10 protein-coding genes and 1 pseudogene are annotated in these 14,001 nt (G+C 69.7%); 7 read left to right on the top strand and 4 right to left on the bottom strand.

Going from position 1 to position 14,001, the window contains the following annotated elements; genetic code table 11:
- Positions 1–853 (top strand): annotated as a pseudogene (locus tag IZR01_RS28985) (hypothetical protein); the annotation flags it as partial.
- A gap of 89 nt (positions 854–942) precedes the next feature.
- Here the strand turns inward: IZR01_RS28985 and IZR01_RS28980 are convergent.
- From IZR01_RS28980 to IZR01_RS28965, 4 genes are all read right to left on the bottom strand, one after another.
- A complete protein-coding gene (locus IZR01_RS28980) occupies positions 943–2,208 on the bottom strand; it encodes a COX15/CtaA family protein (protein ID WP_194925694.1) in 1,266 nt (421 codons plus the stop codon).
- A gap of 7 nt (positions 2,209–2,215) precedes the next feature.
- Entirely contained in the window at positions 2,216–2,935 is a 720-nt protein-coding gene (locus IZR01_RS28975; RefSeq protein ID WP_194897734.1) for an ABC transporter permease, read from the bottom strand.
- A gap of 89 nt (positions 2,936–3,024) precedes the next feature.
- Complete coding sequence (locus IZR01_RS28970) at positions 3,025–3,951, bottom strand: ABC transporter ATP-binding protein (protein ID WP_194897726.1); 927 nt, start codon at positions 3,949–3,951, stop codon at positions 3,025–3,027.
- A gap of 171 nt (positions 3,952–4,122) precedes the next feature.
- Entirely contained in the window at positions 4,123–5,154 is a 1,032-nt protein-coding gene (locus IZR01_RS28965) for a LacI family DNA-binding transcriptional regulator (RefSeq protein WP_194897727.1), read from the bottom strand.
- A 173-nt stretch (positions 5,155–5,327) separates the two neighbouring features.
- Between IZR01_RS28965 and IZR01_RS28960 the strand changes: the two genes are divergently transcribed.
- From IZR01_RS28960 to mgrA, 6 genes are all read left to right on the top strand, one after another.
- Entirely contained in the window at positions 5,328–6,626 is a 1,299-nt protein-coding gene (locus IZR01_RS28960; RefSeq protein ID WP_194897728.1) for an ABC transporter substrate-binding protein, read from the top strand.
- Between the two features lie 42 nt (positions 6,627–6,668).
- On the top strand, positions 6,669–7,550 hold the full coding sequence (locus IZR01_RS28955) for a carbohydrate ABC transporter permease (RefSeq protein WP_194897729.1): 882 nt from the start codon (positions 6,669–6,671) through the stop codon (positions 7,548–7,550).
- On the top strand, positions 7,547–8,479 hold the full coding sequence (locus IZR01_RS28950; RefSeq protein ID WP_194897730.1) for a carbohydrate ABC transporter permease: 933 nt from the start codon (positions 7,547–7,549) through the stop codon (positions 8,477–8,479). The genes IZR01_RS28955 and IZR01_RS28950 overlap by 4 nt, the downstream gene beginning before the upstream one ends.
- A 68-nt stretch (positions 8,480–8,547) precedes the next feature.
- A complete protein-coding gene (locus IZR01_RS28945) occupies positions 8,548–9,882 on the top strand; it encodes a glycoside hydrolase 5 family protein (protein WP_228560432.1) in 1,335 nt (444 codons plus the stop codon).
- A 4-nt stretch (positions 9,883–9,886) separates the two neighbouring features.
- Complete coding sequence (locus IZR01_RS28940; RefSeq protein WP_194925693.1) at positions 9,887–12,949, top strand: alpha-mannosidase; 3,063 nt, start codon at positions 9,887–9,889, stop codon at positions 12,947–12,949.
- A 5-nt stretch (positions 12,950–12,954) separates the two neighbouring features.
- Positions 12,955–13,965 (top strand): L-glyceraldehyde 3-phosphate reductase, encoded by a 1,011-nt coding sequence (gene mgrA / locus IZR01_RS28935; RefSeq protein WP_194925692.1) that lies wholly within the window; start codon positions 12,955–12,957, stop codon positions 13,963–13,965.
- Positions 13,966–14,001 lie beyond the last annotated feature (36 nt).

Raw genomic sequence — 14,001 nt, 5'->3', positions numbered from 1 at the left:
GGGAGGGTCGGGGCGCGCCGTCTCGGCGACGGACCTGACGAAGGCGGGGCCGACGTCCGCGTCCGCGAAGCCGACCACGGACCCCACGACGGCGCGGACGCCGGCGGCGACGTCGTCGAGTGCGAAGCCGGCGCGGACCACGCCGCCGCCGAACACGACGACGCCCACCCCGTTGGCGCGGTTCTACGAGCCGGCCGGGACGGCGATCCCCCAGAACCCGGCGCCGCAGCCCGGACCCGGCCAAGTGCTCATGGACGGTCGCTCCAGCGCCGAGATCCTCAAGTCGCTGCTGCCCTCGGGGCTGGTCACCGCCGGCTACGCGGGCCAGGACGACTACGATCCCGCGAACCCGGGGGTGGATGCCGGCTCGACCATGACCGTCGACGACGGGACCGGGAAGCCGACCGACGTCGATGTGACGCTGGTACAGAACGTTGCTAGGACCCTGAAGATCACTGACTGTGTCTCCGCGAAGGAGATGGCCGCCACCCCGATCAGCGATTGCCGGGCGGTTGCCGAACCGGACGGAAGCGTCGTGTTGTCATACCGTATGGACGACTACAACCCGGACGGTGCCGGTTACACCACGAAGGGCTCTTACGACAACAGGTTGATCCGGGTGTTCCAGAACGGCACGGTGCTCGTGCTGGGCGCGAGCAATTTCCACATCCCGCCGAACCCTCCGCAGACCAAGGGCTGGCACGTCGATCCGTCACGCCAGGCCCCGCTGCTGTCGCTGGACCAGCTCGCCGGGATCGCGATGAGTCCGCAGTGGGGACTGACGGTTCCCGCGCAGCTCGCGCAGCAGGCGAAGCAGGATCTCGTGTCCTATGACGACCAGACGCAGCACTGACCGCCGATACGACTGACCACCGATACGGCAGTGTCCCCGGCCCGCGAACATCGGGCCGGGGACACTGCCGTATCAGGCTACGGGGTCGGTCAGGCGGGAACGGCCTGGGCCTGGGGCTCGGTGCCGGTCTTGGTTTCGGCCTTCCGCTCTCGCATCGCCAGCAGCACCCGCCAGGTCGCGGCCCAGACGATCGCCGCTCCGAACATGTGGATGCCGACCAGCAGGACCGGCAGGTGGGTGAAGTACTGCACGTAGCCGATGACGCCCTGGGCCATCAGCAGCAGGAACAGGTCGCGGACGGTGGTCAGGACGCGGGGGCCCGCGCCGGTGGCCTTGAGCCCGAACCACAGCGCCACCGTCAGGCCGACGACCAGGAAGACCAGGTCGGCGTGCAGCTGGGTGGCGTTGGCCGGGCTGAGCGGGAAGCGCTTGTGGCCCGGGTCGCCGGCCTTGGCGCCGGAGTGCGGGCCGCTGCCGGTGACGATCGTGCCGGCGATCAGCAGGGCGCCGACGCCGGCGGTGAGGACGTAGCCGAGCCGGCGCAGGATCGGCTGGACGGTCGGGGTGGGGTCGTTGTCGTTGGGCTCGCGGCTGCGGACCCACAGGACGTAGGACAGCGCGACCATGCCCAGGGAGACCAGCATGTGCAGCGAGACCCAGATCGGGGCCAGGTGGGTGCGGACCGAGATGCCGCCGATCACCGCCTGGACGACGACGCCGACGAACAGCGTCCAGGACAGCTTGTTCAGCACCGCGCGGCGCGGATGCCAGCGCAGGCACGCGATGATCGCCGCGCCGACCGCCACCGAGACGGCGAAGGTGAGCATGCGGTTGGTGAACTCCACGATCCCGTAGGCGCCGAGCCGGCTGGTCGGGACCAGGCTGCCGTCGGTGCAGGTGGGCCAGGTCGGGCAGCCCAGGCCGGAGTCGGTGAGGCGGACCGCGCCGCCGGTGACGATGATGGCGATGTTGGCGACGAACGCGACGAAGCAGGTCCAGGTCAGGATCGCCGGCGGGGTGCGCCAGGCGAGGAGGCGGGCCAGCGGGCCGGTTGGGGTGGCCGGGGTGGCCGGTGTGGCTGGAGCCGCGGGGCTGCCGGTCGCGGCGGCGGATGCGGACTTGCCGGTCGCGCGGTCGGTCGGGTCGGAGGCGGCGGCGCTCGGAGAGCTGGCCGGTTCGGCGGCGGGTGACTCGGCGGTCGCGACCTTGCCGGTCGCGCGGTCGGTCTGAGCAGGCACCTTCGCCTCGGCAGCCTCGCCTGCCGCACCTGCCGCACCTGCCGAGGCGGCGGGCACGGCTGCCGGAGTGGAAGTGTTCGTGCCCGCGGCCGGGGCGTCCCCGGCGGTCTGCGTCATCGTCCTGCTACTCCCACTTGAAGGTCCGGGCGGCCACCGCGATCGCGGCCACGGCCCAGGCGGCGAGGATGCCGACGTTGGCCCAGGGCAGCGTGGCGCCGTGCTGGAGCACGTCGCGCAGGCCGTTGGTGAGGGCGCTGATCGGCAGGGCGTCGAGTACGTGGCGTACGCCCGACGGGAACTTGGACAGCGGGATGATCACCCCGCCGCCGGCCAGCAGCAGCAGGAACACGAAGTTCGCCAGGCCCAAGGTGGCCTCGGCGCGCAGCGTGCCGGCCATCAGCATGGCCAGGCCGGCGAAGGTGCCGGTGGCCAGCACCACCAGCACGATCACGGCCAGCGGGTCGCCGTGCGGCTTCCAGCCCATGGCCAGGGCGATCGCCGAGAGCAGGGCGATCTGGATCACCTCGACGCACAGCACGCACAGCGCCTTGGCCACGATCAGCCCCCAGCGCGGCAGCGGGGTGGCGCCCATCCGCTTGAGCACGCCGTAGCGGCGCTCGAAGCCGGTGGCGATGGCCAGGCCGGTGAACGCCGTGGACAGCACCGCGGCGCCGAACAGGCCCGGGGCGTAGAAGTCGATGCGCTTGCCCGGGCCGGAGGTCGCGACCAGCGACTCCCCGGAGAACAGGACCATCATCAGGGCCGGGATCACTATGGTCAGCAGCAGCTGCTCGGGGTTGCGGAGCATCAGCCGGACCTCGTGCCCGGCCTGGGCCAGGATCATCCGGGTGGCCGGGGCCGCGCCGGGCTTCGGGGTGAAGTCCAGGGCGGCACCCGTGGCGACGCGGTTGTCGTCGGGGGGAGCGGTGGTGGTCAACGGAGCTCCCGTCCGGTCAGATCGAGGAAGACGTCTTCGAGGGTGCGCCGGCCGACGCTGAGGCCTTGCGGCATCACGTCCTTGGCCGCGCACCATGAGGTCACCTTCGCCAGCACGTCGGGGGTGACGTCGCCGCCCACAGTGTAGGCGCCCGGCGGCTGCTCGGCCGCGGTGAGGCCGGGCGGCAGCCCCGCGAGCAGGCCGGCCAGGTCCAGGCCGGCCGGAGCGGTGAACCGGATCTCGGTGTCCCCGGCGCCGTTGGCCGTGCTCAGCGCGTCCGGGGTGTCGTGCGCGATCACCTTGCCGGCGTCCACGATCGCCACCGTGTCGGCCAGCCGCTCGGCCTCGTCCAGTAAGTGGGTGGTGAGGACCACCGTGACCCCGTCCCGCCGCAGCTGCTCGATCAACTCCCAGGTGGCGTGCCGGGCCTGCACGTCCAGCCCGGCGGTGGGCTCGTCCAGGAACACCAACTCCGGCCGCCCGACCACGGCCAGCGCCAGCGAGAGCCGCTGCTGCTGCCCGCCGGACAGCCGCCGGAAGGTGGTGCGGCCGGCCGAGCCCAGGCCCAGGCGCTCGATCAGGGCGTCGGTGTCCAGCGGGTTCGCGTAGAGCTTGGCGGTGTGCTTCAGCATCTCCACCGCGCGCACGCTGGGGTAGATGCCGCCGGACTGGAGCATCACGCCGATCCGCGGCCGCAGCTGCTCACCCTGCGTGACCGGGTCCAGGCCGAGGACGCGGACGGTGCCGCCGTCCGGTCGGCGGTAGCCCTCGCAGCACTCGATGGTCGAAGTCTTCCCGGCCCCGTTCGGGCCGAGCACGGCGGTGATGGTCCCGGTCTGCACGCGCAGGTCCAGGCCGTCCACCGCGGTCTTGGCGCCGTACCTCTTGACCAGGCCGGTCACTTCTACGGCTGGTTGTCCCATAGCGGAGATTCTACGAAGACACTCTGTGGTGCTCGGCGCCGGGTAAGGCTGTTACCTGCGCCACACGTCCGCCGGGCCGGTCGGCCCGGCGGTGACCGGCTGCCGCCGACGCCGTGACCGAAGCCGATATCGAAGGATTACTGAACCGGTTCACTTGATCGCTGAACCGGTTCATGCCCCCTGCTCGGTGTAAGGGGCGCGGGTGCTCTCCCGGACCGTCAGCCGAGGCGTGGCGCCCTGCACGTCGCGCACCGACCCCGGCTCGTCGATCGCCGCCAGCAGCATGGCCGCGACCTGGCCGCCGAGCGCGAAGGTGTCGCGGCCCAGGGCGGTGATCGCCGGGTGCACGATCCGGGTGAGCAGCGAGTCCTCGAAGGAGACCACCGACAACCCGGCCGGCACCGCGACGCCCATCTCGGCGGCCACCGCGAGCCCGGCCACCGCCATCACGTCCGAGTCGAAGATCAGCGCGCTGGGCCGGTTCGGGCTGCTCAGCAGCGCGCGGGTGGCCGAGGCGCCCTGGGCGTCGCTGAAGTCGGTGGGGACCGAGACCGCGTCCACCAGGTCCAGGCGGCGGGCGGCGTCCTTCAGGGCCCGGATCCGGCGGCGGGTGTGGTGGAAGGCCTCATCGCCGGCGACGTGCGCGATCCGGCGGTGGCCCAGGGCGGCGAGGTAGTCGACCAGGGACAGCATCGCCTCGCGGTCGTCGGCCCACAGGCTGGGCAGCGTGCCGTGGCCGCCGGGGCCGCCGATCACCACCGCCGGGACGCCCAGTTCCTCCAGGACCGGCACCCGCTTGTCCCGGTGTTGCAGGTCCACCAGGACGAAGCCGTCGACGTGCCGCTCGGAGGTCCAGCGCCGGTAGACCTCGATCTCGGCGGCGGTGTCCTCGACGATCATCAGGTGCAGGGCGATCGAGCGCGCCGAGAGCCCGGCCTGCAAGCCGGCCAGCAGCAGACCGAAGAACGGCTCGGCGCCGATGGTCTGCGCCGGGCGCGCGACGACCAGGCCGACCGCGTCGGAGCGGGCGCCGCTGAGCGCGCGGGCCGCCTTGTGCGGCCGCCAGTTCATCTCCGAGGCCGCCGCCAAGATACGGTCGCGGGTGGCGGGGCTTACCCCTGGCCTGCCGTTCAGCGCGAACGACACGGCGCTCTTGGACACCCCGGCCCGCCGGGCGATGTCGTCGATGGTGGGTCTGGTCACGGTTCGGTATCCCTTCCCCGGTGGGGGTCTGGGGACCCCTTGACACCTCGGATGACGCAGAGCATAGTCCCGTTTCACTAGAGCGGTTTAGTAAAACTCTCGTGAACGAGAGAGCACTCCTGAACGACCCCCCAACACGATCCCCTCACACGAAAAGGTCGGGAGTCATGACCATGCGCAGGACCACAGCGGTATCCGCTATCGCCGTCGCCGCGACGCTGCTGGCGGGCTGCGGCGTCGGAAGCAAGTCCTCCTCCGCGGACGCGAACAAGACGGTGTCCACCACGGCCGCGCTGTCCGGCAGCATCACGTTCCAGACCTGGTCGCTGAAGAACGACAAGTTCACGCCGTACTTCAACACCCTGATCGCGGCGTTCAAGCAGGCGCACCCGGGCACCGACGTCAACTGGATCGACCAGCCCGGCGACGGCTACCCGACCAAGGTCGCCAGCCAGGTCAGCACCGGCAGCCTGCCGGACGTGATCAACCTGCCGCCGGACATCGCGCACTCCGTGGCCAAGACCGGCAACCTGCTGGACCTGAAGCAGAACGACCCGACGCTGGCCACCGACTACGTCAAGAGCGGCCTGGCCGCCTACAACTACCAGGATGTCTCCGGCGGCTCGCAGGACTTCGGCTTCCCCTGGTACCTGGGCACGGACGTCAGCTACTGGAACAAGACGATGATGGCCAAGGACGGCCTGGACGCCACCAAGCCCCCGAAGACCTTCGACGACCTGGTGGCCCAGGCGAAGATCATGCATGACGCGTCCGGCGGCAAGGACTACCTGATGTCCCGGGCCCCGGGGCTGTCGGACATCGCCAACACCGGCACCAAGCTGCTCACCGCCGACGGGACGAAGTTCGCCTTCAACACCGCGCCGGCCGAGGCGATGCTGGACAAGTACACCGCCGCCTACAAGGCCGGCTACCTGCCCTCCAACGTCCTGGACAACAGCTACGAGGGCAACTCCACGCTGTTCAGCAAGCAGCAGGTGGCCTGGACCACCGGCGGCGGCAACCTGATCACCAGCTTGCAGCAGGACAACCCGACGCTGGCCCCGAACGTGCTGCCCTCCCCGGCGCTGGACACCGCGCCGCTGTACGTGCAGGGCCTGTCGGTCTCCAGCAAGAGCAAGAACCTGCCGCTGGCGCTGGCCTTCGCCGAGTTCGTGACGAACAACGCGAACCAGACGGCCTTCGTCAAGCTGGCCCCGGGCTTCCTGCCGGGCTCCGCCGCCTCCGCGAACGACCCGCAGTACACCAAGAGCGACGGCACCCCGCAGGGCGACGCCGCGGTGATCGCGTACCAGGACATGCAGACCGCGGTGAACTTCACGCCGCCGATCTGGACCGACGCGATGAACACGATCCTGAACCAGGAGATCGCCAAGGCGATGACTGGCAAGGAGACCTCGAAGCAGGCCTTGGACAACACGGTGAACCAGGCGAACGCGCTGCTCACCCAGTGATCTGTGTCCTGTAGGCCTGAGTAGGAATTAGCGAGGAAACCGATGAGGTCCCACCGGTTCTACACCCCATGGCTGCTGATGCTGCCGGCCCTGGTCTGGCTCGGTCTGTTCAGCGTGTGGCCGGCCATCAACACGGTCACGCTGTCGTTCACCAACGTGCATCAGCTGACCGGTGGGCACTTCATAGGGCTCAAAAACTACTGGCTCCTATGGCATGACCCGCATATCCGGGACGCCGTGCTCAACACCATCGTCTTCATGGTGATCTGCGTCCCGCTGCTCACACTGTTGCCGCTGCTGCTGGCTCTGCTGGTGCAGCGCAATATCCGCGGTATCGCGTTCTTCCGGACGGCCTTCTACTTCCCGGTCATCGCCTCGGCGGTGACGGTGGCGCTGATCTGGAAGTGGATGCTGGACGACCGCGGGCTGTTCAACAACCTGCTCCAGACCATGGGGTTCGTGCACAAGACGGTGCCGTTCCTGACCGACCGGTGGCTGCTGTTGCTCAGTGCCATCGCGCTGACGGTGTGGAAGGGGCTGGGCTACTACATGCTCCTTTATATGTCCGCGCTCGGCAGCGTGCGGCGGGATCTGCACGAGGCGGCCGCCGTGGACGGGGCCGGGACGGTGCGCCGGTTCTGGAGCATCACGGTGCCCGGGGTGCGCGGGACCATGATCCTGATATCCGTGCTGATCGCGGTGAACGCTATGCGCGTGTTCAGCGAGCTCTACATCCTCGGCGGTGCGACCGGCGGGGTCGGGGGCCAGGACGTCTCGATCGTGATGCTGGTGCAGCAGGCCGCCTCCGGTTCTGACGGCCGGCTCGGTTACGCCAGCGCGATCAGCGTGTTCCTGTTCTTCCTCACCGCCATCCCGCTGTTGTTCCTGACCCGCCTGAACAAGAACAGCCAGGAGGAGTCGTGACCGCGACCACCGCTGAGGACAGCCGCGAGGACCGCAAGCGCCGGGTTCGCGGGACGGCCGCCGTGCGGCATCCGGACCGCAAGGGGCGCTCGCCCATCTTCGACGCCCCTACGCCGCACGGCTTGTTCTTCCGCTATCTGGCGCTGATCATCGTGCTGCTGATCTCGATCGGCCCGATGCTCTGGGAGCTGTCGACCTCGCTGAAGAGCAAGGCCGAGGACGTCTACACGCAGAACATCCAGCTACTGCCGCACCACCCGACGCTCGGCAACTACGGCGAGGTGCAGAACACCATCCCGGTGTGGCACTTCGCGCTGAACTCGCTGACGGTGGCGGTCATCAACGTCACCGGCAACGTCATCGGCGCCACGCTGGCCGGCTACGTGCTGGCCCGGCTGAAGTTCAAGGGCCGCAAGCTGCTGCTCGGGGTGTTCGTCGCGACGCTGATCCTGCCGGCCGAGGTGACGATCATCTCCAAGTTCCAGATGATCACCAGCATGGGCCTGGGCAACTCGATCCTCGGTGTCTGTCTGCCGGACATGATCGCCATGACCAACGTGCTGCTCATGCGCAACGCGTTCATGGCGCTGCCCAGGGAGGTCGAGGAGGCCGCGATCATCGACGGCGCCAACGTCCTGCAGCGGATGCGCTACGTCGGCCTGCCGTCGGTCAAGGGCGTGCTGAGCGTGATCTCGATCTTCGCCTTCATCGGCGCCTGGGACGACTTCCTGTGGCCGCTGCTGGTGTTGCAGAGCCCGGACAAGCTCACCCTCACCGTCGGCCTGTCCTACCTGAACGGCCAGTGGTCGCACGACCCGCGCACCATCGCCGCCGGCACCATGATGGCGCTGCTACCGATCTTGGCCTTGTTCCTGATCTTGCAACGGTACTTCTTCCGAGGCGTCGCCCAGGGCGCGATCAAGGGGTGAGTCCCCCCACGCATCCCGGTACCAGCTCAGCTCCACCCGAACACACACGAGGGAAGCCCGCCCCGGCCATGACCGCAGCTCCGCTGTCCGCCCCGCAGCCCACGACGACACAGCAGACCCAGCCCACCGAGCAGACCCAGCCCCCCACCGGGCAGGCCCAGCACACGCCCCGTTTCGGCGTCAACTACACCCCCAGCGCCGGGTGGTTCCACCACTGGCTCGACTTCGACCTGGACCAGGTGCGCGCCGACCTGGACTCGATCGCCGGGCTCGGCCTGGACCACGTGCGGGTCTTCCCGCTGTGGCCGCTGTTCCAGCCCAACCGCACCCTGATCCGCCCGCGTGCGGTCGAGCAGCTGGTGGCGCTCGCCGACGCCGCCGCCGAACGCGGCCTGGACGTCAACGTCGACGGCTTGCAGGGTCACCTGTCCAGCTTCGACTTCCAGCCGGCCTGGGTGAGCACCTGGCACCGCCGGAACATGTTCACCGATCCCGATGTGGTCGCCGGCGAGGCCGAGTACCTGCGCACGCTGGCCGCGGCGCTGGCCGACCGGCCCAACTTCATCGGGATGACGCTCGGCAACGAGACCAACCAGTTCTCCGGCGACCCGCACCCGGACCCGGACCGCATCACCCCGGCCGAGGCCGGGGCCTGGCTGGACCGGCTGCTCGGCGCCTGCGAGCAGGGCGCGCCGGGCAAGCTGCACCTGCACTGCTCTTATGACGCCGCCTGGTACCTCGACGACCACCCGTTCACCCCGGCGCACGCCGCCCGGTACGGCGCCGCGACCGCGATCCACTCCTGGGTCTTCAACGGCACGCAGCAGCGCTACGGGTCGGATTCGGCGGCCGTGGCGCACCACGCCGAGTACATGATCGAGCTGTCCAAGGCCTGGGCCACCGAGGCGCACCGGCCGGTGTGGCTGCAAGAGGTCGGCGCGCCGCAGCCGCACATACCGGCCGACCGCGCCGCCGACTTCACCAGGGCGACCGTGGCTAACGCGCTCGACTGCCCGGACCTGTGGGGCGTCACGTGGTGGTGCTCGCACGACGTGAGCAAGGACCTGGCAGACTTCCCTGAGCTCGAATACAGCCTGGGTCTGCTCACCAACTCCCGGGAGCCCAAGCCGGCCGGACTGGAACTGGCGAAGATCGTCGGCGAGGTCCGGGAGACCTGGACGCCGCCCGCGCCGCGGGCGGTCGGCCTGGTCGTGGACCTGCCGGAGGAGGTCACGGTCCGGGCCACCTGCGCTCCGGGCGGGCGGTACTACGAAGCCTTCATGCGGTTATCGGCAGAAGGTGCCCGGCCCACGGCTGTACTCGCGGCGCTCGCGGGGGATAAGAATCACTTGACTGCGCGCGGCATCACCGAGGTGCTGGCCGTCGAGGACGTTTGGAGCTAAAGCGATGCACGATAACCGGTCCTTGGTGGAACACCGCCTGAAGCGCGTCCTGGAGGAGCGCATCGCCCCGGCGGTCTACCCGGCGTCGGTGCCGTTGACCGGGTCGATCTGGGTGGCCCCGGGCGAGCCGGTCCCGGTGGCCGAGGGTCTGGCCGCGCCGCGCGAGCCGGTCGCGGTCGGCGACCGGTGGGGCGCGCCGTGGGGGACGAGCTGGCTGACGGTCTCCGGGACGGTGCCCGCCGAGTGGGCGGGCAAGACCGTCGAGGCGATCATCGACCTCGGGTTCGACAAGAACATGCCCGGCTTCCAGTGCGAGGGCCTGGTCTACCGGCCCGACGGCTCGCCGGTGAAGGGCCTGAACCCGCGCAACCAGTGGGTGCGGGTGGCCGACAACGCCGCCGGCGGCGAGGACGTGCTGCTGCACGTCGAGGCCGCGTCGAACCCGGTGATCCTGGACTACCACCCCTTCTTGCCGACGCTGCTCGGGGACAAGGACACGGCCGGCGACGAACCGCAGTACCGGCTGGAGAAGCTGGAGCTGGCGGTCTTCGACGAGACGGTCTGGAACCTGGTCGCCGACCTGGAGGTGCTCGGCGAGCTGATGGCCGAGCTGCCCGAGGACTCGGCGCGCCGTTACGACATCGTGCGCGCCGTGGAGAAGGCGCTGGACGCCGTCGACTTGCAGAACGTGAACGCCACCGCGGCCGCCGCGCGCGAGCAGCTGGCCGGGGTGCTGGCCAAGCCGGCCGTGCCCTCGGCGCACACCATCTCCGCGATCGGCCACGCGCACATCGACTCGGCGTGGCTGTGGCCGCTGCGCGAGACGGTCCGCAAGGTCGCCCGCACCACCGCGAACATGACCAACCTGCTGGACTCCGAGCCCGAGTTCATCTACACGATGTCCCAGGCCGCGCAGTACGACTTCATCAAGACCCACCGCCCCGAGGTCTACGAGAAGGTCAAGAAGGCCGTCGCCGAAGGCCGCTTCGTGCCGGCCGGCGGCATGTGGGTGGAGTCGGACACGAACATGCCCGGCTCGGAGGCGATGGCCCGGCAGTTCGTCCACGGCAAGCGCTTCTTCCTGGACGAGTTCGGCGTCGAGAACGACGAGGCCTGGCTGCCGGACACCTTCGGCTTCGCCGGCGGCCTGCCGCAGATCATCAAGGCGGCGGGTTCGAAGTGGCTGCTGACCCAGAAGATCTCCTGGAGCCAGGTCAACAAGTTCCCGCACCACACCTTCCTGTGGGAGGGCATCGACGGCACCCGGATCTTCACCCACTTCCCGCCGATCGACACCTACAACTGCTCGATGAAGGGCAGCGAGATCGCGCACGCCGCCCGCAACTTCAAGGACAAGGGCCGCGCCTCGCTGTCGCTGGCCCCGACCGGCTGGGGCGACGGCGGCGGCGGGACCACCCGCGAGATGGTCGCCAAGGCCAAGCGGATGAAGGACTTGGAGGGGTCGGCGAAGGTCGTCTGGGAGAAGCCGGCGGCGTTCTTCGCCAAGGCCGAGGCCGAGTACCAGAACCCGCCGGTGTGGGTGGGGGAGCTGTACCTGGAGCTGCACCGGGCCACGCTGACCAGCCAGGCGAAGACCAAGCAGGGGAACCGCAACAGCGAGCACCTGCTGTGGACGGCCGAGCTGTGGGCGGCCACGGCGGCTGTGCGGGCCGGGTACGAGTATCCGTACGACGAGCTGGACCGGATCTGGAAAACGGTCCTGCTGCACCAGTTCCACGACATCCTCCCCGGTTCGTCGATCGCCTGGGTGCACCGCGAGGCGGAGAAGACGTACCGGGAGGTCGCGGATACCCTCATCGCCGGGATCCTCGCGGCCCACCTGGCGTTGGCCGGCCAGGGGAGGCCCGATCCGAGCAGCCCGGTGGTCTTCAACGGCGCGCCGTATGAGATCAACGGGATCCCGGCCGGCGGCGCGGGAGCGCAGGTCGAGCCGCAGGGCCGGGTCAGCGTCTCGGACCGGGCCGGCGGCGGCCACGTGCTGGAGAACGGCCTGGTCCGGGTCGAGATCGACGACCGGGGCCTGGTGGTCTCGCTCTTCGACCTCGAACAGGAACGGGAGACCCTGCCGCCCGGGGCGGCGGCGAACCTGCTCCAGATCCACCCGGACTTCCCGAACATGTGGGACGCCTGGGACGTCGACGAGTTCTACCGCAACACCGTGACGGACCTGACCGAGGTCGACGAGCTCTCGGCGTTCGACAGCGGCGCGCCGCGGGTGGCGGGCGTCAGCGTGCGCCGATCGTTCGGCGCCTCGACGGTCCAACAGGTCATCCTTCTGGAGAGCGGGTCCAAGGCGGTCCAGTTCAGAACCGAGGTGGACTGGCACGAGACCGAGAAGTTCCTCAAGCTCGCGTTCCCGATGGACATCCACGCCGACCGCTACGCCTCGGAGACCCAGTTCGGCCACATCTACCGGCCGACCCACACCAACACCTCGTGGGAGGCCGCGAAGTTCGAGGCCTGCAACCACGGCTTCCTGCACTTCGAGGAGCCGGGCTTCGGCGTCGCGATCCTGAGCGGGACCTACGGCCACGACGTCACACGCACCGTGCGCGAGGACGGCGGGACCACGGTCACCGCGCGTGTCTCGCTGCTGCGCGCGCCGCGGTTCCCCGATCCGGAGACGGACCAGGGCGAGCACACCTTCCGCCACGCGGTGGCGCCCGGCGCGGCGATCGGGGACGCGGTCCGGGAGGCCCGCCTGGTGAACCCCTTCTACGGTCCGTCCTTCGGTGAGCCCGGCACTGTCATCGAGCCGCTGTTCACCATCGACAACGACGCCGTCGCGGCTTCCGCGATCAAGCTCGCCGACGATCGCAGTGGCGACGTGGTCCTGCGGGTCTACGAAACCAACGGCGGCCGGGCCACGGCACGCGTCACGCCGAACTTCGGTTTCTCGGGGTTTGAGATCTGCGATTTGCTTGAGCGGCCGATCACCCGAGAGGCTGTGAGCGTGGCCACAGACAACGATGGACTCGTGCTGAACCTGCGGCCGTTCCAGCTAGTCACACTCCGCTTCACCCGCACCACCGGTTCGGAGGCCTGAACCAGATGAACGTCCTACCCACCTATGCCGCCGAGCCCGATCGCTATGACGGCCGGATGCCCTATCGGCGCAGCGGGGCCAGCGGGCTGAAGCTGCCCGCGGTGTCGCTGGGGCTGTGGCACAACTTCGGGGACGGCAAGCCGCTGGACGAGCAGCGCGCGGTGCTGCGGCGGGCCTTCGACCTCGGGGTGACGCACTTCGACCTGGCGAACAACTACGGGCCGCCCTACGGCTCGGCCGAGGTCAACTTCGGGCACCTGTTCGCGCAGGACCTCCGGCCGTACCGGGACGAGCTGGTGATCTCCACCAAGGCCGGGTACGACATGTGGCCGGGGCCCTATGGCGAGTGGGGGTCGCGCAAGTACCTGCTGGCCTCGCTGGACCAGTCGCTGGGCCGGATGGGCCTGGACTACGTCGACATCTTCTACTCGCACCGCTTCGACCCGGAGACTCCGCTGGAGGAGACGATGGGCGCGCTGGCTTCGGCGGTGCAGCAGGGGAAGGCGCTGTACGTCGGCATCTCCTCCTACAACTCCGAGCAGACGCGCGAGGCCGCCGCGCTGCTGCGGCAGATGGGCGTGCGGGCCCTGATCCACCAGCCGTCGTACTCGATCCTGAACCGCTGGATCGAGGACGACTCGCTGCTGGACGCGACCGCCGAGACCGGCATGGGCTGCATCGCGTTCAGCCCGCTGGCGCAGGGGCTGCTGACGTCGCGGTACCTGGACGGGAGCGTCCCGGCCGGGTCGCGGGCCTCGATCGGCCGCTTCCTGTCCAAGGACAACCTGACGCCGGAGGTGCTGGCCAAGCTGCGCGGGCTCAACGAGCTGGCCGGCAAGCGCGGGCAGAGCCTGGCGCAGATGGCGACGCAGTGGGTGATCCGTGACCCGCGGATGACCTCGGCGCTGATCGGGGCGTCGTCGGTGGCGCAGTTGGAGGAGAACGTGGCCGCGGTGTCCGGGCCGGAGTTCACCGCCGAGGAACTGGCCGCGATCGACGAGCTGGCGCTCGGGTAGCCCGGAAGACCTGAGCATGGTGCCGCCGAGCCGGGG

The organism is Catenulispora pinisilvae, assembly GCF_015356865.1.
Lineage (GTDB): Bacteria > Actinomycetota > Actinomycetes > Streptomycetales > Catenulisporaceae > Catenulispora > Catenulispora pinisilvae.
The sequence above is the reverse complement of the archived record's forward strand: the minus strand, read 5'-3'. Positions and strand labels throughout refer to the sequence as shown.

Bases quoted from the DNA above. Each gene is read 5' to 3' on its own strand.
- IZR01_RS28980 (WP_194925694.1), bottom strand. From the start codon at position 2,208: ATGACGCAGACCGCCGGGGACGCCCCGGCCGCGGGCACGAACACTTCC.
- IZR01_RS28975 (WP_194897734.1), bottom strand. From the start codon at position 2,935: ATGATCCTGGCCCAGGCCGGGCACGAGGTCCGGCTGATGCTCCGCAAC.
- IZR01_RS28970 (WP_194897726.1), bottom strand. From the start codon at position 3,951: ATGGGACAACCAGCCGTAGAAGTGACCGGCCTGGTCAAGAGGTACGGC.
- IZR01_RS28960 (WP_194897728.1), top strand. From the start codon at position 5,328: ATGCGCAGGACCACAGCGGTATCCGCTATCGCCGTCGCCGCGACGCTG.
- IZR01_RS28955 (WP_194897729.1), top strand. From the start codon at position 6,669: ATGAGGTCCCACCGGTTCTACACCCCATGGCTGCTGATGCTGCCGGCC.
- IZR01_RS28945 (WP_228560432.1), top strand. From the start codon at position 8,548: ATGACCGCAGCTCCGCTGTCCGCCCCGCAGCCCACGACGACACAGCAG.
- IZR01_RS28940 (WP_194925693.1), top strand. From the start codon at position 9,887: ATGCACGATAACCGGTCCTTGGTGGAACACCGCCTGAAGCGCGTCCTG.
- mgrA (WP_194925692.1), top strand. From the start codon at position 12,955: ATGAACGTCCTACCCACCTATGCCGCCGAGCCCGATCGCTATGACGGC.